At 72.2% G+C, this 23,822-nt stretch carries 16 protein-coding genes and 1 pseudogene; 11 read left to right on the top strand and 6 right to left on the bottom strand.

What is annotated here, in order from left to right; genetic code table 11:
• Nucleotides 1-156: 156 nt before the first annotated feature.
• From HNR22_RS29365 to HNR22_RS29355, 3 genes and pseudogenes are all read right to left on the bottom strand, one after another.
• Nucleotides 157-927, bottom strand: a pseudogene (locus HNR22_RS29365) (ABC transporter ATP-binding protein); the annotation flags it as partial.
• 19 nt (nt 928-946) lie between these two features.
• On the bottom strand, nt 947-2,056 hold the full coding sequence (locus HNR22_RS29360) for a FecCD family ABC transporter permease (RefSeq protein WP_343060012.1): 1,110 nt from the start codon (nt 2,054-2,056) through the stop codon (nt 947-949).
• The gene (locus tag HNR22_RS29355) at nt 2,053-3,099 is read right to left on the bottom strand and encodes an iron chelate uptake ABC transporter family permease subunit (protein ID WP_179783098.1); all 1,047 of its coding nucleotides are present in this window, start codon (nt 3,097-3,099) and stop codon (nt 2,053-2,055) included. The genes HNR22_RS29360 and HNR22_RS29355 overlap by 4 nt, the downstream gene beginning before the upstream one ends.
• Nucleotides 3,100-3,240: 141 nt before the next feature.
• Between HNR22_RS29355 and HNR22_RS29350 the strand changes: the two genes are divergently transcribed.
• Entirely contained in the window at nt 3,241-3,600 is a 360-nt protein-coding gene (locus HNR22_RS29350; RefSeq protein WP_179783097.1) for a YciI family protein, read from the top strand.
• Between the two features lies 1 nt (nt 3,601).
• Here the strand turns inward: HNR22_RS29350 and HNR22_RS29345 are convergent, their stop codons facing one another.
• Nucleotides 3,602-3,970: a cytidine deaminase family protein gene (locus HNR22_RS29345; protein WP_179783096.1), complete on the bottom strand. Its 369-nt coding sequence runs from the start codon at nt 3,968-3,970 to the stop codon at nt 3,602-3,604.
• Between the two features lie 122 nt (nt 3,971-4,092).
• On the opposite strand from HNR22_RS29345, the gene hrpA reads away from it, so the two are divergent.
• Entirely contained in the window at nt 4,093-8,160 is a 4,068-nt protein-coding gene (hrpA, locus tag HNR22_RS29340; RefSeq protein WP_179783095.1) for an ATP-dependent RNA helicase HrpA, read from the top strand.
• 72 nt (nt 8,161-8,232) lie between these two features.
• Here the strand turns inward: hrpA and HNR22_RS29335 are convergent, their stop codons facing one another.
• Nucleotides 8,233-9,165 (bottom strand): LysR family transcriptional regulator, encoded by a 933-nt coding sequence (locus tag HNR22_RS29335; RefSeq protein WP_179783094.1) that lies wholly within the window; start codon nt 9,163-9,165, stop codon nt 8,233-8,235.
• An 83-nt stretch (nt 9,166-9,248) separates the two neighbouring features.
• Between HNR22_RS29335 and HNR22_RS29330 the strand changes: the two genes are divergently transcribed.
• The 7 genes from HNR22_RS29330 to HNR22_RS29300 all read left to right on the top strand — a co-directional run bounded on the left by HNR22_RS29330 (nt 9,249) and on the right by HNR22_RS29300 (nt 18,366).
• The gene (locus HNR22_RS29330) at nt 9,249-9,932 is read left to right on the top strand and encodes a succinate dehydrogenase cytochrome b subunit (protein ID WP_088947262.1); all 684 of its coding nucleotides are present in this window, start codon (nt 9,249-9,251) and stop codon (nt 9,930-9,932) included.
• 1 nt (nt 9,933) lies between these two features.
• Nucleotides 9,934-11,871 carry a fumarate reductase/succinate dehydrogenase flavoprotein subunit gene (locus HNR22_RS29325; RefSeq protein WP_179783093.1) on the top strand — a complete coding sequence of 646 codons (1,938 nt, stop codon included), beginning with the start codon at nt 9,934-9,936 and terminating at the stop codon, nt 11,869-11,871.
• Nucleotides 11,868-12,632 carry a succinate dehydrogenase/fumarate reductase iron-sulfur subunit gene (locus HNR22_RS29320; protein ID WP_179783092.1) on the top strand — a complete coding sequence of 255 codons (765 nt, stop codon included), beginning with the start codon at nt 11,868-11,870 and terminating at the stop codon, nt 12,630-12,632. Before HNR22_RS29325 ends, HNR22_RS29320 begins: the two co-directional genes overlap by 4 nt.
• 1,230 nt (nt 12,633-13,862) lie before the next feature.
• Complete coding sequence (locus HNR22_RS29315; protein WP_179783091.1) at nt 13,863-15,047, top strand: zinc-dependent alcohol dehydrogenase; 1,185 nt, start codon at nt 13,863-13,865, stop codon at nt 15,045-15,047.
• A 16-nt stretch (nt 15,048-15,063) separates the two neighbouring features.
• Nucleotides 15,064-15,993, top strand: a complete 930-nt coding sequence (locus HNR22_RS29310; RefSeq protein ID WP_179783090.1) for an SDR family NAD(P)-dependent oxidoreductase — start codon at nt 15,064-15,066, stop codon at nt 15,991-15,993.
• A 112-nt stretch (nt 15,994-16,105) separates the two neighbouring features.
• Nucleotides 16,106-17,110, top strand: coding sequence for a serine hydrolase (locus HNR22_RS29305; protein WP_179783089.1), 1,005 nt, complete (start codon nt 16,106-16,108; stop codon nt 17,108-17,110).
• Nucleotides 17,111-17,223: 113 nt separating this feature from the next.
• A complete protein-coding gene (locus HNR22_RS29300; RefSeq protein ID WP_179783088.1) occupies nt 17,224-18,366 on the top strand; it encodes an MBL fold metallo-hydrolase in 1,143 nt (380 codons plus the stop codon).
• Nucleotides 18,367-18,372: 6 nt separating this feature from the next.
• Here the strand turns inward: HNR22_RS29300 and HNR22_RS29295 are convergent, their stop codons facing one another.
• Nucleotides 18,373-19,884: a deoxyguanosinetriphosphate triphosphohydrolase family protein gene (locus tag HNR22_RS29295; RefSeq protein ID WP_088951603.1), complete on the bottom strand. Its 1,512-nt coding sequence runs from the start codon at nt 19,882-19,884 to the stop codon at nt 18,373-18,375.
• A 141-nt stretch (nt 19,885-20,025) separates the two neighbouring features.
• On the opposite strand from HNR22_RS29295, the gene HNR22_RS29290 reads away from it, so the two are divergent.
• Both HNR22_RS29290 and HNR22_RS29285 read left to right on the top strand, forming a co-directional pair.
• Nucleotides 20,026-22,485, top strand: coding sequence for a Tex-like N-terminal domain-containing protein (locus HNR22_RS29290; protein WP_179783087.1), 2,460 nt, complete (start codon nt 20,026-20,028; stop codon nt 22,483-22,485).
• Between the two features lie 382 nt (nt 22,486-22,867).
• Nucleotides 22,868-23,818: an aminoglycoside phosphotransferase family protein gene (locus tag HNR22_RS29285; protein WP_246381019.1), complete on the top strand. Its 951-nt coding sequence runs from the start codon at nt 22,868-22,870 to the stop codon at nt 23,816-23,818.
• Nucleotides 23,819-23,822: the final 4 nt, after the last annotated feature.

Genomic DNA, 23,822 nt, shown 5'->3' with positions numbered 1-23,822 from the left:
GTCCGGCACGGACGCCGTCGACGAATCAGGGTCTCCCGCGCCAGCGGACGCGACGACCGCGCCGCCCACGCTCGCGGACGCGGACCCGACGGAACCGCCAGCGGACGCGGACGCGACGCCACCGCCAGCGGACGCGTGCCCGGCGGAGTTGCCGCCGGTGTACGCGGGCACCACCAGCGGCGCACCGGTCACCGGGCAGGGCACGACCACGCAGGCCAGCCCGAAGACGTCGCGGACCAGGTCGGCGGTGAGGATCTCCCGGGGCGGCCCGGCGGCCACCACGGCACCGGCGCGCATCGCGACCAGGTGGTCGGCGTAGCGGGCGGCCTGGTTCAGGTCGTGCAGCACGGCGACCACGGTGCGGCCCCGCTCGACGCGCAGCCGGTGCAGGAGGTCCAGCACCTCCACCTGGTGGGCCAGGTCGAGGAAGGTGGTCGGCTCGTCCAGCAGCAGGGCGTCGGTGTCCTGGGCGAGCGTCATGGCGATCCACACCCGCTGCCGCTGACCACCGGAGAGGCTGTCCACGGGCCGGTCGGCCAGGTCGGTCACGTCGGCCAGGGTCATCGCCTGGTCGACGGCCGCGCCGTCCTCCGGCGACCACTGCCGCCACCAACGCTGGTAGGGCTGCCGGCCCCGCCCGACCAGGTCCGCGACGGTGACGCCCTCGGGCACCAGCGGGCTCTGCGGCAGGACGCCGAGGCGGCGGGCCACCTCCCGGGTCGGCAGCTCACGGATCGCGGTGCCGTCCAGCAGCACCGTGCCCCGGCGCGGGGTGAGCAGCCGGGCCATGGTGCGCAGCAGGGTGGACTTGCCGCACGCGTTCGGGCCGACGATCACGGTGAACGCGTCGGTGGGCAGGTCCAGGTCGAGCCCGTCGAGCACGGTCCGCTCGTCGTAGCCGGCGACCAGGTCGCGGGTGGAGAGCATCACACGACTCCTTGAGGCGTCACGACGACCGCCGCCGTCCGCGCAGCAGCAGGAAGATCAGGTACGGGCCGCCGATGGCGGCGGTCAGCACACCGGCGGGCAGTTGGGTGGGTGCGAGCAGGCGTCGGCCGGCCAGGTCCGCCAGCACCAGCAGCAGCGCGCCGAGCAGCGCGGCGCAGACCAGCGGTGGCCGTTCGGCGCGTACCAGTCGACGGGCCACCTGGGGCGCGACCAGCGCGACGAAGTCGACGGCGCCGACCTGGGCGGTGACCATCGCGGCGACGAGGACGCCGGTGCCGGCCAGGCCGATCCGGCGGGCCACCGGGCGCAGCCCGACGCCGCGGGCGGTGTCGTCGTCCAGGGCGGTGCTGTTCAGCGCCCAGCCGGCCCAGGCCAGCACCGGCAGCAGCACCAGCAGGGTGCCGGCGATCCAGGCCGCCTCGGTCCAGCCCCTGCCGGCCAGGGTGCCGATCAGCCAGATCTGCGCGCGGAGGCCGTCGATCGGGTCGGCGGTGAGCATGACCACCTCGGTCAGCGCCCGGAAGCCGAAGGCGACCGCCACACCGGCGAGCACGAACCGCTGCGCGGCCAGCCCGTGCCGGGCGCCGAGGGCGAACAGCAGCACCGCCGCGAGCAGCCCGCCCACCAGCGCGGTGGGTGCCACCAGCACGGCGGCCATGCCGCTGGTCAGGGCCACCGTCGCGGCGAGACCGGCGCCCTGGGTGATGCCGATGACGTCCGGGCTGGCGAGCGGGTTGCGGGCCACGCTTTGGATCAGGGTGCCGGCGATGCCGAAGGCGGCGCCGGCCGTCGCCGCCAGCACGACCCGCGGCAACCGAAGATCAAAGACCACGAGGTCGTACGGGGTGCCGGCGCCGGAGAGGGCGCGCAGCACGTCGGCCGGGGCGACGTACGGGGTGCCCAGCGAGAGGCTGAGCACGACGGCCAGCAGGAGCAGCACGGTCAGCACGGCGGCCACCAGCACCGCGCGGCGGCGGATGACCAGGCTGACCGGGCCGATCCGCAGCAGCGACCGACCGGGCAGCCGGGCAGAACCGCCAGCGGGTGACGCGGTGGGTGACAGGCCGGTCGGGGCGGGCGAACCTGCGGGGCGCTGGGTGGTGGTCACGCGGTCACCACCCGGGCGCGGCGGACCAGCACGGCCAGCAGTGGCGCGCCGATCAGCGCGGTGACGATCCCGGCCGGGATCTCGCCGGGCGGGGCGACGACCCGGCCGACGATGTCGGCGGCCAGCAGCAGCGCCGGCCCGAGCAGGGCGGAGACGGCGAGGGTCCAGCGGTGGTCCGCGCCGACCAGGGCACGGGCCAGGTGCGGAACGGCCAGCCCGACGAACGCGACAGGTCCGGCGGCGGCCACCGCGGCACCGGTCAGCAGCACGGCGGCCAGGCCACCACCGAGGCGGACCAGGCCGATTCGGTGGCCGAGGCCGCGTGCCACGTCGTCGCCGAGGGCCAACGCGTCCAGACCTCGGGCGACCAGGGTGGCAAGCACCAGCCCGGCGAGGACGAAGGGCAGCACCTGCGCGGCGACCGAGAGGTCCCGGCCGGCCAGGCCGCCGACCACCCAGAACCGGTACTCCTCGAAGGTGCGGGCGTCGATGCTGAGCAGCGCGTACACCCCGGAGGCCAGGCTGGCGTCGAGGGCCGCGCCGACCAGCGCGAGGGTGACCGGGCTGGCGCCCTCGCGGGCCCGGGTGGCGATGGCGAAGACCAGCAGCCCGGCGATGAGGGCTCCGGCGATGCCGAACCAGACGTACCCGGCGAGCGTGCTGATGCCGAAGACGGAGATAGCGAGCACCACGCCGAACGACGCGCCGGCGCTGATGCCGAGGATGCGGGGCTCGGCGAGGGGGTTGCGGGTGAGCGCCTGGAACAACACGCCAGCCACCGCGAGGGCGAGCCCGACGGTGAGGCCGAGCGCGGTGCGGGGCATCCGCAGCTCACGGACGATGGTGCTGGCGTCGCCGCCATCCGGTGCGACGAGAGCGTGCCAGACCTGGTCGATGCCGAGTTGCCGGCTGCCGAGCGCGAAGCTGGCCAGGACGGCGAGCAGTAGCACCAACGCGGACCCGACGGTGACGGCCACCCGACGGCCGGTGCGGGTGCCGGACCGGCTACGAGCCGGGGCCGCCCGGGTGGCGAGGATGGTCACGAGTCTCCTGCACGTTCACGCTTAGGTACGCCTTACCTTAACCGACCTGCTGAGGGTCGCCTAACTGGCGCTCATCGATCCGCGGCAGGCTGACCAGGGCAGACGCCCGCGCGACGGCGGCTACACACCTAGGGTGTGGGCATGCGATTCGACCAGCACACGGTCGTCCTCCTGGCCCGACCGTCGCACCCGCCGGAGCTGCCGCAGGACGCGATCGACCGGTTGCAGGACGCGCACCTGGCTCACCAGGCGGGGCTCGTGGAGCAGGGGCTGGTGCTCGCGACCGGGCCGTTCCTGGACGCCGACGACGACCGGCTGCGGGGCTTCGTCGTGCTCTCCATCGCCCCGGACGAGGCGCGTGACCTCTACGCCAACGACCCGGCCGTGCGGGCCGGACGACTGGAGGTGCGGGTGATGAGCTGGATGGTGCCGGAAGGCAACGTGCGGTTCGAGGGCGTGCCGATCCCCCGGTCGATGCTGGAGGCGGCGGCGGGCGACTGACTCAGCCGGGCAGCGAACCGATCTCGACCACCCGCAGCGCGTCCAGCTCTCCGGTGATCACGCGCAGCGCCGGAAAGTAGTCGGCCAGCACCTGCCGACAATCGCCGCACGGCTCGCTGACGTCGCGACCCCGGTCGGCGACGATGACGATCGTCTCCAGGTCGGTGACGCCCTGCGTGGCGGCCGTGCCGATCACGACCAGTTCGGCGCAGCACCCTCCGGTGGCGTGCTGGACGTTCACGCCCGTGAAGACCCGCCCGTCGGCGGTCCGGGCGGCCGACGCGACCGTGTGGTGCTGGCTGCGGCAGCGCAGCTTGGCGACCGCGGTGGCGGCCTGCACCAACGCACGGTCGGTGTCCCGCAGCTCCATCTCGGCCCCCCAGCGCTCGACGTCGAGCGCCCACTCTAGGTGCCGCCCGCGGACGTCGACGGACCGGCCGCGCGGTAACCCAGGGGCGGTACGCCGCCGGGCTGCCTATCCTTGGGCACGACATGCAGAATCCAACCGCCTCCGTCGCGACCGACCCGGTTCGCGAGCTGCACAGCCGCCTGACCCCTCTGATGTTCCGCGACCAGCGCCGGCTCCAGCGGCGGCTGGACGGTGCCCGCAAGCTGCGCGACCCGCAGCGCCGGGAGGCGGCGCTGGCCGAGATCACCGCCGACCTGGTCCGGGCCGAGCAACGGCTCGCCAACCGCCGGGCGGCGGTGCCCGTGATCACGTACCCGGCGGGGTTGCCGGTCAGCGAACGCAAGGACGACATCGCCAACGCCATCCGTGATCACCAGGTGGTGATCGTGGCGGGCGAGACCGGCTCCGGCAAGACCACCCAGATCCCCAAGATCTGCCTGGAGCTGGGGCGCGGGGTGCACGGCCTGATCGGGCACACCCAGCCCCGACGGTTGGCCGCCCGCACGGTGGCCGACCGGATCGCCGACGAGCTGGGCACCGAGCTGGGTGACGTGGTCGGCTACAAGGTGCGTTTCACCGACCAGGTCAGCGAGCGCAGCCTGGTCAAGCTGATGACCGACGGCATCCTGCTCGCCGAGTTGCAGACCGACCGGATGCTGCGCCAGTACGACACGTTGATCATCGATGAGGCGCACGAGCGCAGCCTCAACATCGACTTCATCCTCGGGTACCTGCGGGAGCTGCTGCCCCGCCGACCCGACCTCAAGGTGATCATCACCTCGGCGACCATCGAGACCGATCGGTTCGCCCGGCACTTCGCCGGGCCACCCACGGCCGACGAGCCCGACGGCGTGCCCGCCCCTGTGGTCGAGGTCTCCGGGCGTACCTATCCGGTGGAGGTGCGCTACCGGCCGCTCGTCGAACTCGCCGAGGGCGAGGAGGACGGCGACGGCGACGAGGAGAACGTCCGCGACCAGATCCAGGCGATCGGCGACGCCGTCGAGGAGCTGGCCGCCGAGGGCCCCGGCGACATCCTGGTCTTCCTCAGCGGTGAACGGGAGATCCGGGACACCGCCGACGCGCTGGGCAAGCTGGTGCAGAAGAAGCGCACGCTGCTCGGCACCGAGATCCTGCCGCTGTACGCCCGGCTCTCCTCCGCCGAGCAGCACCGCGTCTTCGCCGCGCACAGCTCACGCCGGGTGGTGCTCGCCACCAACGTCGCGGAGACCTCGCTGACCGTGCCCGGCATCAAGTACGTGGTGGATCCGGGCACCGCCCGCATCTCCCGCTACTCCAGTCGCCTGAAGGTGCAGCGGCTGCCGATCGAGCCGGTCTCCCAGGCGTCGGCCAACCAGCGCAAGGGCCGCTGCGGCCGCACCTCGGACGGCATCTGCATCCGCCTCTACGACGAGCAGGACTTCGGATCCCGCCCCGAGTTCACCGACCCGGAGATCCTGCGCACCAACCTGGCGTCGGTCATCCTCCAGATGACGGCGATCGGGCTCGGCGACCTCGCCGCGTTCCCGTTCATCGACCCGCCGGACAAGCGCAACATCACCGACGGCGTCAACCTGCTGCACGAGCTGGGCGCGTTGGACCCGACCGAGGCGGACCCGGCGAAGCGGCTCACCGCGCTGGGCCGGCGCCTGGCCCAGTTGCCTGTCGACCCGCGCCTGGCCCGGATGGTGGTCGAGGGCGAACGCAACGGTTGCGCCACCGAGGTGTTGGTGATCGCCGCCGCGCTCTCCATCCAGGACCCGCGCGAGCGGCCGGCGGAGAAGCAGGCCCAGGCCGACCAGGCGCACGCCCGGTTCGCCGACAAGGAGTCCGACTTCGTCGCCTACCTCAACCTGTGGCGCTACCTGCGCGAGCAGCAGCGGGAGTTGTCCTCCAGCGCGTTCCGCCGGATGTGCAAGGCGGAGTACCTGAACTACCTGCGGATCCGCGAGTGGCAGGACATCGTCAGCCAACTGCGTCAGGTGCTGCGTACCCCGTCCGAGGGTGACCGGCGCGGTGGGCGACCGGCGCGCGACACCGCCGACGGCGCGGACGCCGGCCGGGGTGCGGGCCGCGCGGGTGCCGACCTGCCGGAGGAGATCGACACCCCGAAGGTGCACCAGTCGCTGCTGCCCGGCCTGCTGTCGCACATCGGCCTCAAGGACGCCCAGAAGCACGAGTACCTGGGGGCGCGGGGAGCGAAGTTCGCGCTCTTCCCCGGCTCGGCGCTGTTCAAGAAACCGCCGCGCTGGGTGATGGCCGCCGAGTTGGTGGAGACGTCCCGGCTGTGGGGCCGCATCGCCGGCCGGGTCGAGCCGGAGTGGGTCGAGCCGCTGGCGCAGCACCTGGTCAAGCGCAGCTACAGCGAGCCGCACTGGGAGAAGAAGCAGGCCGCGGTGATGGCCTACGAGAAGGTCACCCTGTACGGCGTCCCGCTGGTCAGCTCGCGCAAGGTCAACTTTGGGCGGATCGACCCGACGCTGAGCCGGGAGCTGTTCATCCGGCACGCCCTCGTCGAGGGTGACTGGCAGACCCACCACCAGTTCTGGGCGGACAACAAGCGGCTGCTCGCCGACATCGAGGAGTTGGAGAGCCGGGCCCGTCGCCGGGACATCCTGGTCGACGACGAGACCATCTTCGGCTTCTACGACCAGCGGATCCCGGCCGACGTGTCCTCCGGGCGGCACTTCGACAGCTGGTGGAAGAAGACCCGCCGGGAGCAACCCGACCTGCTCACCTTCACCCGTGACCTACTGGTCAACGACGGGCGGCCGGGGGTGGACGAGGACGACTACCCGGACGAGTGGCAGACCCAGGGGGTGACGCTGCCGCTGACCTACCGGTTCGAGCCGGGCACACCTACCGACGGCGTCACCGTCGACATCCCGCTGCCGCTGCTCAACCAGGTGCCGGCGGAGAGCTTCGACTGGCAGGTGCCGGGGCTGCGCGAGGAGACGGTGATCGCGCTGATCCGTACGCTGCCCAAGGCGGTGCGCCGCAACTTCGTCCCGGTCCCGGACTATGCCCGCGCCGCCCTCGCGGCCATCACCCCGGGCGAGGAGCCGTTGCTGGACGCGCTCACCCGCCAACTGCGGCGGATGACCGGCGTGACCGTCCCCCGCGACGCCTGGGAGCCGGGCAAGCTCCCCGCCCACCTGCGGGTCACCTTCCGGGTGCTCGACGCCGACGAGAAGCCGGTCGCCGAGGGCAAGGACCTGCCGGCTCTGCAACGTCAACTGCGCCAGGAGGTACGCCAGGTGGTGGCCGCCGCCGCGCCGGAGGTGGCCCGGACCGGGCTGCGCGAGTGGAGCATCGGCACCCTGCCCCGCAGCATCGAGCAGGTCCGCGCCGGCTACGCGGTGACCGCGTACCCGGCGCTGGTCGACGAGGGCGCCACGGTCGGGGTGAAGGTGTTCGACTCCCCCGCCGAGGCGGAGGCGTCGCACTGGGCCGGCACCCGCCGGCTGCTGCGGCTCACCGTGCCGTCCCCGGCGCGGTTCCTCCAGGGGCGGCTGAACAACGAGGCGAAGCTGGCGCTGAGCCGCAACCCGCACGGCGGCGTGCAGGAGCTGATCGAGGACGCGGCGGGCGCGGCCATCGACCGGCTGATCGGCGCGGCGGGCGGGCCGGCGTGGGACGCCGACGGGTTCGCGGCCCTGCGCGAGAAGGTCCGCGCCGACCTGGTCGACACCGTGGTCGAGGTGATGGACCGGGTCCGCAAGGTCCTCGCCGCCGCGTACGCGGTCGAGCAGCGCCTCGGCGCGACGAGGAACCTCGCCGTGGTGGCGGCGTTGGCGGACATCCGCGGCCAGCTCGCCGGGCTGGTGCACGCCGGGTTCATCACCGAGACCGGGTACGCGCGCCTGCCCGACCTGCTGCGCTACCTCACCGGCATCGAACGTCGGCTGGACCGCCTCGGTGGCAACCCGCAGCGGGACCGCCAGCAGCAGGACCGGATCGCGGCGGTGCAGAAGGAGTACGCGGACCTGCTCGCCGCCCTTCCGCCGGCCCGCCGGCAGGAGGCCGCCGTCCGGCAGATCCGCTGGATGATCGAGGAGTTGCGGGTGAACGTCTTCGCCCAGGCGCTGGGCACCCCGTACCCCGTCTCGGAGCAACGGATCTACCGGGCGATGGACGACGCCGAAGGCCGCTGACCCGACCGGGCCGTTCTCAGGCCGGCTGGGCCGCTCTGGCCCGGCCGGGCTGCTCGGACCCGGGCGGGCCGGTCAGGTCAGGGGCTCCACGCCGGGCGGCAGCTCACCCCGGTCGATCGCCGCCTGGATGTAGTCGAGCAGGATCCGCCGCAACTCCCGCCCCGCGTGGGTGGGCACGATGTCGCGGCGGCGGGCCACCGCGATGGTCCGCCGCACCCCGGGCGGGGCGAGGGGGGTGATCCGCACGCCGGGGCGGCGGGCCAGCACGATGCCCGGCACCAGCGCGATGCCCAGCCCCGCCTCGACGAAGCTGAGGACGGCGTCCATCTCGCCGCCGTCCACCGCGAAGCTCGGTTCGAAGCCCGCCTCCCGGCAGGCCTGGATGGTCGCGTCCCGCAGGTCGTAGCCCTCCCGGAACATGACCATCGGCTGGTCCCGCAGGTCGGTGATCCGCAGCTCCCCGGTCAGCGACGCGGTCGGCACCTCCCCCACCGAGGCCACCACCAGGCTCTCGCGCAGGATCGGATCGACTCGCAGCCCGGGGTCAGCACCCTGGGCCGGCATGATGATGAGGGCCAGATCGAGGTCGCCGCGGAGCAGGTCGCGCACCAGATCCTGGGAGCCACCCTCCTCGACCTTGAGGTCGACGGTGGGGTGCGCGTCGCGAAACCGGCGCAGCACCGGCGGGGCGAGCGAGGTGGCCAGGCTCGGGGTGGCGCCGAGCCGGACCCGACCGCGGCGCAGCCCCACCAGCTCCTGTACCTCGCGGGTGGCGGTGTCCACGTCGGCGAGGATCCGGGTGGCCAACGGCAGCAGCACCTCACCGGCGGCGGTGAGGGCGATGTTGCCCCGTACCCGCTCGAACAACGGCGCCCCGAGGTCGGTCTCCAGAGCGTGAATTTGCTTACTGAGAGAAGGCTGAGTGATGCCTACGAGATCGGCGGCTTGGGTGAAATGTCGTACTTCGGCCACCGCGACGAAGTACCGAAGCTGATGGAGCTGCATCTACATAGCCTACGGCTATCAACACTACGAGTTTGATGCATTGGACGACTGATCGAAGTGCTCCTAGCGTCGGTTGCGTGGTAATGACGAAAACTCGGTCGCCCATCCGCTCGAACGTCGGCCTCAAGGCCGTCATGGCGGTGACGGGCATCCTGCTGGCGCTGTTCCTGATCGCCCACATGCTCGGGAACCTCAAGGTGTTCACGGGGGAAACCTCGTTCGACCACTACGCGCACTGGCTGCGCGACATCGGCAAGCCGCTGCTGCCCGGCGTCTGGTTCCTCTGGATCCTGCGCACCGTGCTGGTGGTCGCGGTCGTCGCCCACATCGTCGCCGCCACCGTGCTGGCCATGCGTGCCCGCGCCGCCCGCCCGGTCAAGTACGCCCACCGCAAAAAGGTCAACGGCAGCTACGCGGCCCGCACGATGCGCTGGGGTGGAGTGATCATCCTGCTCTTCGTGATCTACCACATCCTGGACCTGACCACCGGCACGCTGAACCCGGTTGGCGACGCCAGCAAGCCGTACGGCAACGTCGTCGCCGACTTCGCGCCCGAGCGCTGGTACGTCACGCTCTTCTACACGCTCGCCATCGTCGCGGTGGGCTTCCACCTGCGCCACGGCGCGTTCAGCGCGTTCCGCAGCCTCGGCCAGCAGACGCCGCGCGGCGAGCGTCGGGCGCGTACCGCAGCTCTGGTCTTCGCCGTGCTGCTCTGCGCCGGGTACCTGGTGGTCCCGTTCGCCGTACTCACCGGATTGGTGTCCTGACATGGAACTCTTCACCGAGGGCGACCCGATCGCCGACACCAAGGCTCCCGCCGGCCCGGTCGAGAAGCGCTGGGAGACCCGGCGCTTCGAGGCCAAGCTGGTCAACCCCGCCAACCGCCGCAAGATGACGGTGATCGTGGTCGGCACCGGGCTGGCCGGCGGCTCGGCCGCGGCGACCCTGGCCGAGCAGGGCTACCACGTCAAGTCCTACTGCTACCAGGACAGCCCGCGCCGGGCGCACTCCATCGCGGCGCAGGGCGGCATCAACGCGGCGAAGAACTACCGCAACGACGGCGACTCCGTACACCGGCTGTTCTACGACACCGTCAAGGGCGGCGACTTCCGCTCCCGCGAGTCGAACGTGCACCGGCTCGCCGAGGTGTCCGTCAACATCATCGACCAGTGCGTCGCCCAGGGCGTGCCGTTCGCCCGCGAGTACGGCGGCCTGCTGGACACCCGTTCCTTCGGCGGCGCCCAGGTGCAGCGCACCTTCTACGCCCGGGGCCAGACGGGTCAGCAGCTGCTGCTCGGCGCGTACCAGGCGCTCGAACGGCAGATCGGCCTGGGCAACGTCGAGATGAACACCCGGCACGAGATGCTGGAGCTGGTCCTCGTCGACGGCAAGGCCCGCGGCATCGTCGTCCGGGACATGGTCACCGGCGAGATCAGCACCGAGATGGCCGACGCCGTGGTGCTCGCCTCCGGCGGCTACGGCAACGTCTTCTACCTCTCCACCAACGCCAAGGGCTGCAACGTCACCGCCACCTGGCGGGCACACCGCAAGGGCGCGTACTTCGCCAACCCCTGCTACACGCAGATCCACCCGACCTGCATCCCGGTCTCCGGCGACCACCAGTCGAAGCTGACCCTGATGAGCGAGTCGCTGCGCAACGACGGCCGGGTCTGGGTGCCGAAGGCCAAGGGCGACGACCGCAACCCCCGGGACATCCCCGAGGCCGAACGGGACTACTACCTGGAGCGGATCTACCCCTCCTTCGGCAACCTGGTCCCCCGCGACATCGCCTCCCGCGCCGCGAAGAACGTCTGCGACGAGGGCCGGGGCGTCGGCCCGACCAAGCTCGGCGTCTACCTCGACTTCGCCGACGCGATCAACCGGCTGGGCCGCAAGGCCATCGAGGCCAAGTACGGCAACCTCTTCGAGATGTACGAGCGGATCACCGGCGAGGACCCGTACGAGGTGCCGATGCGGATCTACCCCGCCGTGCACTACACGATGGGCGGCCTGTGGGTCGACTACGACCTCCAGTCGAACATCCCCGGCCTGTTCGTGATCGGTGAGGCCAACTTCTCCGACCACGGCGCGAACCGCCTCGGCGCCTCGGCGCTGATGCAGGGCCTCGCCGACGGTTACTTCGTGCTGCCCACCACCATCGCCAACTACCTGGCCTCCGGCCCGCTGGAGAAGGTCGACGCCAGCCACCCGGCGGCGGTCGAGGCCCGCACCGACGTCGAGGACCGCGTCCAGCGGCTGCTCGCGGTCAATGGTGACCGGACCGTGGACTCGTTCCACCGGGAACTGGGCCAGATCATGTGGGAACACTGCGGCATGGAACGCAGCGAGGCCGGCCTGCGCAAGGCGATCGACGAGATCCGCTCCCTGCGCGAGCAGTTCTGGCAGCGGGTCAAGGTGTCCGGCACCGGCGAGGAACTCAACCAGTCGCTGGAGAAGGCCGGCCGGGTGGCCGACTTCTTCGAACTGGCCGAGCTGATGTGCATCGACGCCCTGCACCGCGAGGAGTCCTGCGGCGGCCACTTCCGGGCCGAGCACCAGACGCCCGACGGTGAGGCGCAGCGCGACGACGACCGGTTCGCGTACGTGGCGGCCTGGGAGTTCACCGCCGACGGCGAGCCCTCGGTGCTGCACAAGGAAGACCTGAAGTTCGAATACGTCCACCCCACGCAGCGGAGTTACAAGTGAACCTGACCCTGCGCATCTGGCGCCAGAAGGGCCCTGAGGACAAGGGTCGGATGGTGACCTACCCGGTCGACGACGTGTCCCCGGACATGTCGTTCCTGGAGATGCTCGACGTACTCAACGAGCGGCTGATCCTCGCCGGCGAGGACCCGGTGGCGTTCGACCACGACTGCCGCGAGGGCATCTGCGGCATGTGCGGCCTGATGATCAACGGTGACGCGCACGGGCCGCAGCGCGGCACCACGGCGTGCCAGCTGCACATGCGCCAGTTCACCGACGGCGAGACGATCGACATCGAGCCGTGGCGGGCCAGCGCCTTCCCGGTCATCAAGGACCTGGTGGTCAACCGGGGTGCCCTCGACAAGATCATCGCGGCCGGTGGATACGTCACCGCACCAACCGGCAGCGCGCCCGAGGCGCACTCCACCCCGGTCGCCAAGGCCAACGCGGACGCCGCCTTCGAGTCGGCGGCCTGCATCGGCTGCGGCGCGTGCGTGGCAGCCTGCCCGAACGGCTCCGGCATGCTCTTCACCGCCGCCAAGCTCACCCAGCTCTCACTGCTGCCGCAGGGCCAGCCGGAGCGGTACACCCGGGTGATCGGCATGGTCGACGCGCACGACGAGGCCGGCTTCGGCGGCTGCACCAACGCCGGCGAATGCACCCCGGCCTGCCCGAAGGGCATCCCGCTGAACACCATCGGCCGGCTCAACCGCGACTACCTCGCGGCCACCGCGAAGGGCGCCGGCAACACCCCCGGCTCCTGAGGCCACCGCACGACGCCGGACCGCCGTACCCCTGCGCTGTTTTCGGGGTACGGCGGTCCGGCGTTCGTCCTTGGCTCGGCGTTCGGTTTTTGGTTGCGGTGGGGCTGGGGCGACCGTCCCCGGCTCCGGGCGGTCAGGCTTGATCCCTCCGCCGGGGACGGTCGCCCCAGCCCTGACCCTGGTCACGGTTGGTCCGTGAGTTGCTGTTTCGCTGCGGTACGCCGGTCGCTCCGATCGCGGACACTTCGTGAACCTCGTCCCGCGCCGTCGCGCGCCTCGCCGTCCCACCCGTGTCGATCTGCGCCACGCCACGCCGCACCGCACCGCCCCACACCACGCCGCACCGCCCCACCGCCCCGCACCGCCCCACCGCCCCACCGCCCCGCACCGCCCCGCCTGACCTGCCTGCCTGCCCACACCGCGCCGCGCTGCCCCGACCCGCGCCGCCGCACTGGCCGCGACTGCGTGATCCACTCGGATTTCATGAAGGCGGGCTGTCAGAGCGCCTCCGATACCGCGACTTCAAGGAACACGAGTCGATCAACTCGATCTCGGCCTGCGGAGGTCACACAGCAGCACGACAGAAGGGGCAATCCGGGCACATCGCGGCGTGATTCCCGGAACCTGCAGACCGCGCTCGGAGCACGCAAGCAGCGGTCACCTCACGGGTCGGAGTTCACGGGTCGGAGTTCACGGGTCGGAGTTCACGGGTCGGAGTTCACGGGTCGGAGTCACGGGTCGGAGTTCACGGGTCGGAGTCACGGGTCGGAGTTCACGGGTCGGAGTCACGGGTTGGGGCACGGAGCGCCCCACCGGCCGGGGCGAACTGACCAGCCCACCGAGCCACAGACAGCACCAACCACCGGCCGGGGCGAACTGACCAGCGCACCGAGCCACAGACAGCGCCTCCATCGGTCGGGGCTCGGGGCGACGCACGGAGCGGACGGACAGCGGCCACCCACGGGGCTGGGGGCGACCGTTCCCGGCGGAGGGATCAAGCCTGACCGCCCGGAGCCGGGGACGGTCGCCCCCAGCCCCGACCGCAACCACCCACCTGGCCGCCCAGCCAGCCAGCCAGCCAGCCGGAAGAACGGTTGCCCTCAGCCCCGACCACACCCACCCACCGACAGGCAGAGCCGAGAACAACCCGGACATCGGAGAGCGCCGCAGGTTCAAGTGCCCGAGCCCGGGTAGCAGTCTTCGGAGACGGCGTGAGAAGGGACGAGGGACATGAAGGCACTGACCTGGCAGGGCAAGCGGGACGTACGGGTCGAGGAGGTGCCGGACCCTCGGATCGAGGAGCCGACCGACGCGATCGTGAAGATCACCTCGACTGCGATCTGCGGCTCTGACCTGCACCTGTACGAGGTTCTCGGGCCGTACCTGAAGCCGGGTGACGTCCTGGGCCACGAGCCGATGGGGATCGTGGAGGAGGTCGGGTCGGGCGTGACCGGGCTCAAGCCCGGCGACCGGGTGGTGATCCCGTTCAACATCTCCTGCGGGAGTTGCTGGATGTGCCAGCGTCAGCTCTACGCGCAGTGCGAGACCACCCAGGTCACCGGCGAGGGCAAGGGCGCGGCGTTGTTCGGTTACACCTCGCTCTACGGTTCGGTGCCGGGCGGGCAGGCCGAGTACCTGCGCGTCCCGCAGGCCCACTTCGGGCCGATCAAGATCCCGCAGACCGGCGCTGACGAGCGTTACCTCTACCTGTCCGACATTCTGCCCACCGCCTGGCAGGCGGTGAAGTACGCGGACACCCCGCCGGGCGGCACCCTGGCCGTCTTCGGGCTGGGCCCGGTCGGGCAGTTCTGCGCGCGGATCGGCCGCCACCTCGGCGCGGGCCGGGTGATCGGGCTGGACCTGGTGCCGGAGCGGCTTGAGCTGGCCCGCCGGCACGGCATCGAGGTGCTCGATGTGAGCGAACTGTCCGACGTGCCGGGCGCGTTGATCGACCTGGTCGACGGGCGCGGCCCGGACGCGGTGATCGATGCGGTCGGGATGGAGGCGCACGGTTCGCCGGCGGGGAAGTTGGCTCAGACCGCCGCCGGGCTGTTGCCGGACAAGCTGGCCCAGACGATGACCGACCGGGTGGGCGTGGACCGGCTGTCCGTCCTGCACGCCGCGCTCAAGGCGGTTCGCCGTGGCGGCACCGTGTCGCTGTCCGGCGTGTACGGCGGTGAGGCGGACCCGATGCCGCTGATGGAGATGTTCGATCGGGGCATCCAGCTGCGGATGGGGCAGTGCCACGTGCGCCGGTGGACCGACGAGATCCTGCCGTTGCTCTCCGGTGACGACGACCCGCTGGGTGTGGAGGACCTGCGTACCCACCGGGTGCCGCTGGCCCGGGCGCCGCAGGCGTACGAGATGTTCCAGAAGAAGGAGGACGGCTGCATCAAGGTCGTGCTCGAACCGTGAGTGCGGGGAGCGAGCCGTGAGCCGGGTCGTGGTGGTCGTGGGTGCGAGCAGCGGGATCGGCCGGGCGACAGCCCGGGAGTTCGCCGAGCGCGGCGACCGTCTGGTCCTCGCCGCTCGCGCCACCACGACCCTGGCCGAGGTACGCGCGGAGTGCGCCGACGTCGATGTGTTGACCGTGCCGACCGACGTCACCGAGCCGGGCGCTCTGGATGCGCTCGCCGACGCGGCGATCGAGCGGTTCGGCCGCATCGACGTCTGGGTGCACACGGCGGCGGTGATGGCCTACGGTCGCTTCGACGAGCTGCCTGGGCGGGTCTTCGACCAGGTGGTACGGACCGACCTGCTCGGCGCGGCCGGCTCGGTGCGGGTGGCGCTGCGGCACTTCCGGGCCACCGGGGCCGGCACTGTCGTCCTCACCGGCTCGGTGCTCGGCCACATCACCGCTCCGAACATGAGCGCGTACGTGGCGAGCAAATGGGGGTTGCAGGGTCTGGTCCGCACGGTGCAGCAGGAGTTGCGCGACAGCCCGGAGATCCGGCTGTGTCTGGTCAACCCGGGCAGCGTGGACACACCGGTGTACCAGCAGGCGGCCAACTACCTGGGCAGGGTCGGGCGACCTCCGCCGCCGGTCGCCAGCCCGCATCGGGTTGCCCGGGCCATCGTGAACTGTGTGGACCGTCCCCGTCGGGAGGTGTCCGTGGGCCGGCTCAACGTGGTGATGCGGGTCGGGTTCACCGTGCTGCCGGGCGTCTACGACATCCTCGTCGGGCCGTTGATGCGCCTGGCCGGCCTCAGTGGACGGCCGGTCGCCGCGCACGACGGCTCGGTTTTCGCCCCGAACCCAGCCGGTGAGGCGGTACGCGGCGGTCACCTGCCCGACCTGCGGCAACTCGTGTCCGGGCCGGCGGGCGCGGTCGGTGCGGCACTGCGCCGACGGTTCGGCTGACCTGTTCGGGACTGTTCGGGACTGGTCGGGGGGCATTGTGGATCGATCAACTCGCCTAGGGTGGTGGGCCAGCAAGCGCTCTGGCGCACCACGATGGGGGAGACGATCGACAATGCGACTGAACCGCAGAACGGCACTCGGGTTGGGCACGGTGGCCACCGCCGGCACGGTGCTGGGCGCCGCCTCCTCGGCGAGCGCCGCCGAGAGCACCGAGGTCACCCCGACCACCCCGGCCCGGGCAGCCCGCCGGGTGGCCGCCGTCTTCGCCAAGCACAGCGTTGAGGCCGGCGGCAACTGGCAGGCGTACGTCAGCGTCGCCGACCCGGCTGGCACGCCGGTGGTCGCGGTGGAGGCCGACGCGGACCGGCGGATCGAGGCGTACAGCGTCAACAAGATCGCGGTCGCCACGGCGGTGCTCGACAAGGTCGACCGGGGGCTGCTCACCCTGGACCAGCAGGTCGAGGTGAGCGCGGCGATCGTCGTGCCGGGAGGCGACGGCATCTTCAGCCTGGACGGCGCGTACCCGAGCATGGTGACCCTCGGGCACGTGCTGGCCAATCTGCTGACCGTCTCGGACGACACGGCGGTGCGGCTGTGCGGGCTGGTCGCCCCGGCTGCCGAGATCAACTCGATCCTGGTCGCCAAGGGTTTCCCGAACACCCAGGTCGAGCCGGTGGCCAACCCGAACCGGTTCTTCCTCGGCACCAGCACGCCGCGCGAGACGCACGACCTGCTGCGCGCCCTGGTCGGCGGCACGCTGCTCTCCCCTGCCTCGACGACGTACCTGTTGGGCCTCCTGCGTTCCCCGGTCGCGTTCACCGACGGCATCCGGCGCACCATGTCCTCCGACGAGCGGGCCCGGATCGCCACCAAGGCCGGCTGGTACGCCGACGCCCGGCACGAGGCCGGCGTGATCTTCGACCGCTCCGGTGCGGCAGTGCTCACGTACGCGCTCTTCGCCGACGGGCAGGCCAACCCGGAGGACTTCGGCGCCACTCACCCGGCGGTCCAGGCCCGGGCCGCCATGGGCCCCAAGTTCCTGGCCGCGGTGGACCGGATCGCGGGCGTGGGCCGGACGTTCCGGGTCACCGCCCGACGCCCCAGCAACGGCGGCTAGAGCACGTCCCGGGTCGGTCGCCGCTGCCGGCGACCGACCCGGCGTGGCGACCGCCGAGGCACGGGCCGGTCCGGGTGACTACCGTGTAGGGCGGACACGTCGGAGGGACGGCAATGGCACGAGCGCAGAGCACGGACGTCGAACGGTCGCTCGGGCGGCGGATGCGGGGCGCCGCCGGGCTGGCGGCGCTGGCCGGGCTGGCCTGGGTCGCCCGGGATGTGCCGGCGGCGCTCGGCGGCCGGCTCAGCGGTGCCCGGGCCGAACGGGCGGCCCGCTCGCCCCAGTTCCGCGAGGGCACCTTCCACAACCAGGCCGGCATCCGCACGATGGTCGCCGAGCCGGGCCGCAACCTGCTCCGCGAGCTGATCTTCGGCAAGCAGAAGCGGCGCCCGACCGCACCCGTGCCGCTCCTGCGCTCCAGCGCACAACACGACGTCGACACCGCCGACGAGCTGAACATCGTCTGGTACGGCCACGCCTCGACGCTGATCGAGATCGAGGGCCGGCGGGTGCTGCTCGACCCGGTGTGGAGCGAGCGGTGCTCCCCCTCCGGGCTGGTCGGTCCTCGCCGGCTGCACGAACCACCGGTACGCCTCGACGAGCTGCCGCCGCTGGACGCCATCCTGATCTCGCACGACCACTACGACCACCTCGACATGCCGACCGTGCGGGCGCTGCTGGCCGGGCAGTCCGCGCCGTTCCTGGTGCCGCTCGGCGTGGGCGCGCACCTGGACCGCTGGGGCGTACCCGCCGAACGGATCATCGAGCTGGACTGGTCCGAGTCCCACCGGGTCGCCGGGCTGGAGATCACCGCCACCGCCGCCCAGCACTTCTCCGGGCGAGGGCTGCGCCGCGACGGCACGCTCTGGAGTTCGTGGGTGGTGGCCGGGACACGCCGCAAGGTCTTCTACACCGGCGACTCCGGTTACTTCGACGGGTACGCGGCGATCGGCGCCGAGCACGGGCCGTTCGACGTGACGCTGATGCAGATCGGCGCGTACGACCGGGCGTGGCCGACGATCCACATGTTCCCCGAGGAGGCGGTCGACGCCCACCTCGACCTGCGTGGCGGGCTGTTCGTCCCGGTGCACTGGGCGACGTTCAACCTGGCCCTGCACGACTGGTCCGAGCCGGTCGACCGGCTGTGGGCCGAGGCGAAGGCCCGCGACGTGCGCCTTGCCGTGCCCCGCCCCGGCGAGCGGGTGGTGGTCGACGAGCCGCCCGCCGTCGACGGCTGGTGGCAGTCAGTGGCCTGAGCCGGGTCAGAGCACGAAGGCGTCGGTCCAGAGCGCGCCGGACCGGCCGGAGAGCGCATCCAGCATGGCCACCGCCTGACCGTCGGTGAGCTGCGCGACGAAGTCCACGATGGCCCGCCCCCGGGCGCGACCGATCCGGTCCGGGATCCGTGGGTGCAGTTCCGCCTCGGCCAACTCGACCAGGTCGTGCAGCCGGCGGGGCAGCCGCGACTCCTCCTCCGGGTCGAGCAGCCACTCCCAGAGCGCCTCGACCAGGGTGCCCAGCAGCCGGGCCTGGCCGCGCTGGTGCAGGGCGAGATCCGGTCGGGCCAGCACAAACCGGTGGTGGACGAACTTGAGCACCTGCACCTCGTGCCACTGCGCGCAGCCCAGCAGCACGTGACCGGAGCGCACCGACGGCTGGTCGGTCACCGTGATCGCCTCGACGAAGCGGGTGGACCATCGGGCGGAGAACCGCGCCACGTACTGCTCGGCCTCGATCGAGCCGTCGAACGGCATCGCCAGCAGGCCGTCGACCAACTCCTCGCGGACGTGCTCGACGGCGGCCGCGAACGCGTCGTCGTCGGCGATCCAGGCGTCCTTGCGGTGCAGCTGGCGACGCAACCGCTCGATCGCCGCCCCGGGACGCCGGGCCGCGGTGGCCAGCGCCGCGTCGGTGATCGCCCGGAAGTGCCCACTCTCGCGCTGCCACGCCATCAACTCGGCGGACACCGACCCCTGTTGGAGCACACCGACCCGGTAGAAGTCCTCCACGTCGTGGATGGCGTACGCGATGTCGTCGGCGGTGTCCATCACCGACGCCTCCACGGTCTGCTGCCAGTCCGGGATGCGGCCGGCAAACGGCTCGCGGGCTTGGCGCAGGTCGTCGAGTTCGGTCCGGTACGCGCCGAACTTCGACGAGCCGCTCTCCGGGTCGTCCGGCGGCGGGGTGGCCCCGCGCGGCGGCGGGTCCATCGTGCGCGGGTGCGGGTCGGGGTGGTCCAGTCGGGTCCACGGGTACTTCAGCATCGCCGCGCGGACCGCGGCGGTCAGGTCCAGCCCGGTGGTGGCCGCGCCGCGGATCTCGGTGCTGGTGACGATCCGGTACGACTGGGCGTTGCCCTCGAACCCGTCGGCGAGGCCGAGGCGCTGGCGGGCCAGCCGGTCCAGCACCCGCTCCCCCAGGTGCCCGAACGGCGGGTGGCCAAGGTCGTGGGCGAGCGCCGCGGCCTCCACCACGTCGGGGTCGCAGCCGCCGAGCTTGTCCAGCAGGTCACGCCACCGCTCGTCGGCGTTCAGCCGCTCGGCGACCGCCCGGGCCACCTGGGCCACCTTGAGGCTGTGGGTGAGCCGGTTGTGCACCAGCAGCCCGGAGCCGACCGGGCTGATCACCTGGGTGACACCGCCGAGGCGGGCGAAGAACGGCGAGCCGACGATCCGGTCCCGGTCGGCGCGGAACGGGTTGGCCGTCAGGTCGCCGAGGGCCCGGGCGCTGCCGCCGAAGAGCCGCCGGGCGCGCGGCTCCGCAGGTGTTTCCATGATCGCCACGCTAGCGCAGGGCCGCTGACACCGCCGCCGGTCACCCCGGCCGGGCGCGGCGACAGCGTCGGGGGCCGCCCGGCAGAATGCAGGCGGTACCCGCTCTTTGAAGGCGGATCGAGTCGAAGGCGGATCGAGATCGTGACCCAGTCTGTTCATCAGCGGATCGCCGACGAGCTCGGCGTGGCCGAGCGTCAGGTGCGGGCGGCCGTGGAGCTGCTCGACGGCGGCGCCACCGTGCCGTTCATCGCCCGTTACCGCAAGGAGGCCACCGGCCTGCTCGACGACACCCAGCTGCGCACCCTGGAGGAGCGGCTGCGCTACCTGCGCGAGCTGGACGAGCGGCGGGCCGCCGTGCTGGAGTCGATCCGCGGTCAGGGCAAGCTCGACGAGGCCCTGGAAGCGCAGATCATGGCCGCCGACTCGAAGTCCCGGCTGGAGGACATCTACCTGCCGTACAAGCCGAAGCGGCGGACCCGGGCGCAGATCGCCCGCGAGGCCGGGTTGGCGCCGTTGGCCGAGACACTGCTGGCCGACCCGACCCAGGACCCACGGGCCACCGCCGCCGGGTTCGTCGATGAGGAGAAGGGCGTCGCCGACGCCGCCGCCGCGCTGGAGGGCGCGCGGGCGATCCTCATCGAGACCTTCGCGGAGGACGCCGACCTGATCGGCACGCTGCGCGAGCAGATGTGGTCGCGAGGCCGCCTGGCTTCCCGGGTACGCGAGGGACAGGAGACCACGGGCGCCAAGTTCTCCGACTACTTCGACTTCTCCGAGCCGTACCCGAAGCTGCCCTCGCACCGGATCCTGGCCATGTTCCGGGGCGAGAAGGAGGGCGTGCTCGACCTGACCATGGAACCGGAGGAGGCCGGCGAGTCCGACGCCGCGCCGACCGGCCCGACCCGGTACGAGGCGGCCATCGCCGGCCGTTTCGGGGTGTCCGACGCCGGTCGCCCGGCCGACCGCTGGTTGACCGACACGGTCCGCTGGGCCTGGCGTACCCGGATCCTCATCCACCTCGGCGCGGACCTGCGGATGCGGCTGTGGCAGGCGGCCGAGGAGGAGGCGGTGCGGGTCTTCGCGACCAACCTGCGCGACCTGCTGCTGGCCGCGCCGGCCGGCACCCGGCCCACGATGGGCCTGGACCCGGGCCTGCGGACCGGTGTGAAGGTGGCCGTGGTGGACGCCACCGGCAAGGTGCTCGCCACCGACACGATCTATCCGCACGAGCCACGCCGGCAGTGGGACGCGTCGGTCGAGACCCTCGCCCGGCTCGCCGGGGCACACGGGGTGGAGTTGATCGCGATCGGCAACGGCACCGCCTCCCGGGAGACCGACAAGCTGGCCGGTGACCTGATCAAGCGGCACCCGCAGCTCAACCTGACCAAGGTGATGGTCTCCGAGGCCGGCGCGTCGGTCTACTCCGCCTCCGCGTACGCCTCGCAGGAGCTGCCCGGGATGGACGTGTCGCTGCGCGGCGCGGTCTCCATCGCCCGACGACTCCAGGACCCGCTCGCCGAGCTGGTCAAGATCGACCCACGGTCGATCGGGGTCGGCCAGTACCAGCACGACCTGTCCGAGGTGAAGTTGTCCCGGTCGCTGGACGCGGTGGTGGAGGACTGCGTCAACGCGGTCGGGGTGGACGTCAACACCGCCTCGGCGCCGCTGCTGACCCGGGTCTCCGGGATCGGCGCCGGGCTGGCCGAGAACATCGTGCTGCACCGGGACACCAACGGGCCGTTCCGGTCGCGTACCGAGCTGAAGAAGGTGGCGCGGCTCGGTCCGAAGGCGTTCGAGCAGTGCGCCGGTTTCCTGCGCATCCCCGACGGCGACGACCCACTCGATTCCTCCAGCGTGCACCCCGAGGCGTACCCGGTGGTGCGCCGGATCCTCTCCAGCACAGGTCAGGACCTGCGCTCGGTGATCGGTAAGAGCACCATCCTGCGGGGGCTGCGGGCCACCGACTTCGTCGACGACCGGTTCGGTCTGCCCACCGTCACGGACATCCTCGCCGAGCTGGAGAAGCCGGGCCGGGACCCGCGCCCGGAGTTCCGCACCGCCACCTTCGTCGAAGGGGTGGAGAAGATCGGCGACCTGACGCCGGGCATGGTGCTCGAAGGGGTGGTCACCAACGTGGCCGCGTTCGGCGCGTTCGTCGACGTCGGGGTGCACCAGGACGGTCTCGTGCACGTCTCGGCGCTGTCCCGGACCTTCGTGAAGGACCCCCGCGACGTGGTGAAGTCCGGTGACGTGGTCAAGGTCAGGGTGCTCGACGTGGACGTACCCCGCAAGCGCATCTCGCTGACCCTGCGCCTGGAGGACGAGCCGGGAGCCGCAGGTGGTGGTGGCCGGACGAGCCAGGAGGGGCGTGGCGGCCCGGCGCAGCGCGGGCCGCAGGGTGGTCCTGCCGGTCAGGGTGGTCGCGGCGCACAGGGTTCCCGGGGCGGGCAGGGTGGCGGTCAGGGCGGCCGCGGCGGTCAGGGCGGCCGCGGAGGGCAGGGTGGCGGTCAGGGTGGCCGCGGCGGTCAGCAGCGGCAGGGTGCGCCGGCACCGGCCAACGACGCGATGGCGGAGGCCCTGCGCCGCGCCGGCCTGGCCTGATCAACCAGCGGGGCGCGCAGCCCTCGCTCGACCAGCTCGGGATGTCGCCCCATGCGGGCGGCATCCCGAGCTGGTCGAGATTCTGTCGACCTCGATCGCCGGCCTGCCCGGTGCTCCACGGCACGGCGTCGTGGTGGAGGCCGAGGAGGACAGGCGGGGCCGTCCCTGCCTGGTCGTCAGCGAGCTGCCCCACGGGAGCCTGTTGGTGAGCCCTGCCCCGAGCCGACCGCACCAGCGCGACCGGTTCCTCACGGCACCTGTCGAGCTGCCCCACTCGTGGGGCGAGTCCGTGTGACGGCGGTCCAGATCTGGGGCAGCTCGACAGGGGCCGCATGAATGGGCCTGCATCCGCCGTCGGAGCGAGGGAAGCCACGGAGGAAGGATGCGGACCCGGGAGAAATACGGGTCGCCGGGCAGCGCGGCGATGCGTGATGATCTCGCGGTGAAGATGCACGCCGATCAGCTCGACGTCAGCGCCGAGGTGGTGGCCGCCCTGGTCGCCGAGCAGTTTCCCGAGTGGCGGGCGCTCCCCGTTCGTCCGCTCCCCTCGACCGGCACGGTGAACGCCCTCTTCCGGCTCGGTGCGGAGATCGTCCTGCGGTTTCCCCTGCAACCGAGGGCCGACCCCGAGCTGCGGGCCGAGCTGCTGCGGGAGCAGGAGCACGCTCGGCTGCTCGGCCGGCACCTGCCGATCGCGGTGCCCGAACCGCTCGGCCTCGGCGAGCCGGGCGAGGGGTACCCCGGGCCGTGGACGGCGTACCGCTGGATCCCCGGCGAGCCGATCCACCCCGACCGCTTCGGCGACCTGGACGCCTTCGCCCGGGACCTGGCCGGCGTCGTCACCGCCCTGCACGCCATCGACACCGGCGGCCGGGCCTGGTCCGGGTCCGGCCGGGGCGGCCCGCTGGCCGACCAGGACGGCGGGGTGCGGTCGGCCCTGGCCAGCAGCGTCCAGCTCACCGACACCGCCCGACTCGCCGAGGTGTGGGACCGCTGCCGGGCCATCCCCCGGCACGAGGTGGCCGACGTGTGGATCCACGCCGACCTGATGCCGGGCAACCTGCTGGTTCGCGACGGCCGGCTGGCCGCGGTCATCGACCTGGGCGCCGTCGACGTGGGCGACCCGGCGGTGGACCTGATGCCGGCGTGGAACCTGTTCGACGCCGGGTCGCGGGAGACATACCGGCGGGCGCTCGGCGTGGACGATGCGACGTGGGAGCGCGGACGCGGATGGGCGCTGGAGCAGGCGATCAACGCGCTGCCGTACTACGTCGAGACCAACCTGGTGATGGCCGCGATCGCTCGACGCACCCTGCGGGCCGTCCTCGACTGAGCCG

The organism is Micromonospora jinlongensis (assembly GCF_013410645.1).
Classification (GTDB): Bacteria; Actinomycetota; Actinomycetes; order Mycobacteriales; family Micromonosporaceae; genus Micromonospora; species Micromonospora zamorensis.
The sequence above is the reverse complement of the archived record's forward strand: the minus strand, read 5'-3'. Positions and strand labels throughout refer to the sequence as shown.

Coding starts and splice junctions, on each gene's coding strand:
- HNR22_RS29350 (WP_179783097.1), top strand. CDS start 3,241: ATGCGATTCGACCAGCACACGGTCGTCCTCCTGGCCCGACCGTCGCAC.
- HNR22_RS29345 (WP_179783096.1), bottom strand. CDS start 3,970: ATGGAGCTGCGGGACACCGACCGTGCGTTGGTGCAGGCCGCCACCGCG.
- hrpA (WP_179783095.1), top strand. CDS start 4,093: ATGCAGAATCCAACCGCCTCCGTCGCGACCGACCCGGTTCGCGAGCTG.
- HNR22_RS29335 (WP_179783094.1), bottom strand. CDS start 9,165: ATGCAGCTCCATCAGCTTCGGTACTTCGTCGCGGTGGCCGAAGTACGA.
- HNR22_RS29330 (WP_088947262.1), top strand. CDS start 9,249: ATGACGAAAACTCGGTCGCCCATCCGCTCGAACGTCGGCCTCAAGGCC.
- HNR22_RS29325 (WP_179783093.1), top strand. CDS start 9,934: ATGGAACTCTTCACCGAGGGCGACCCGATCGCCGACACCAAGGCTCCC.
- HNR22_RS29315 (WP_179783091.1), top strand. CDS start 13,863: ATGAAGGCACTGACCTGGCAGGGCAAGCGGGACGTACGGGTCGAGGAG.
- HNR22_RS29305 (WP_179783089.1), top strand. CDS start 16,106: ATGCGACTGAACCGCAGAACGGCACTCGGGTTGGGCACGGTGGCCACC.
- HNR22_RS29300 (WP_179783088.1), top strand. CDS start 17,224: ATGGCACGAGCGCAGAGCACGGACGTCGAACGGTCGCTCGGGCGGCGG.
- HNR22_RS29295 (WP_088951603.1), bottom strand. CDS start 19,884: ATGGAAACACCTGCGGAGCCGCGCGCCCGGCGGCTCTTCGGCGGCAGC.
- HNR22_RS29285 (WP_246381019.1), top strand. CDS start 22,868: ATGCGGACCCGGGAGAAATACGGGTCGCCGGGCAGCGCGGCGATGCGT.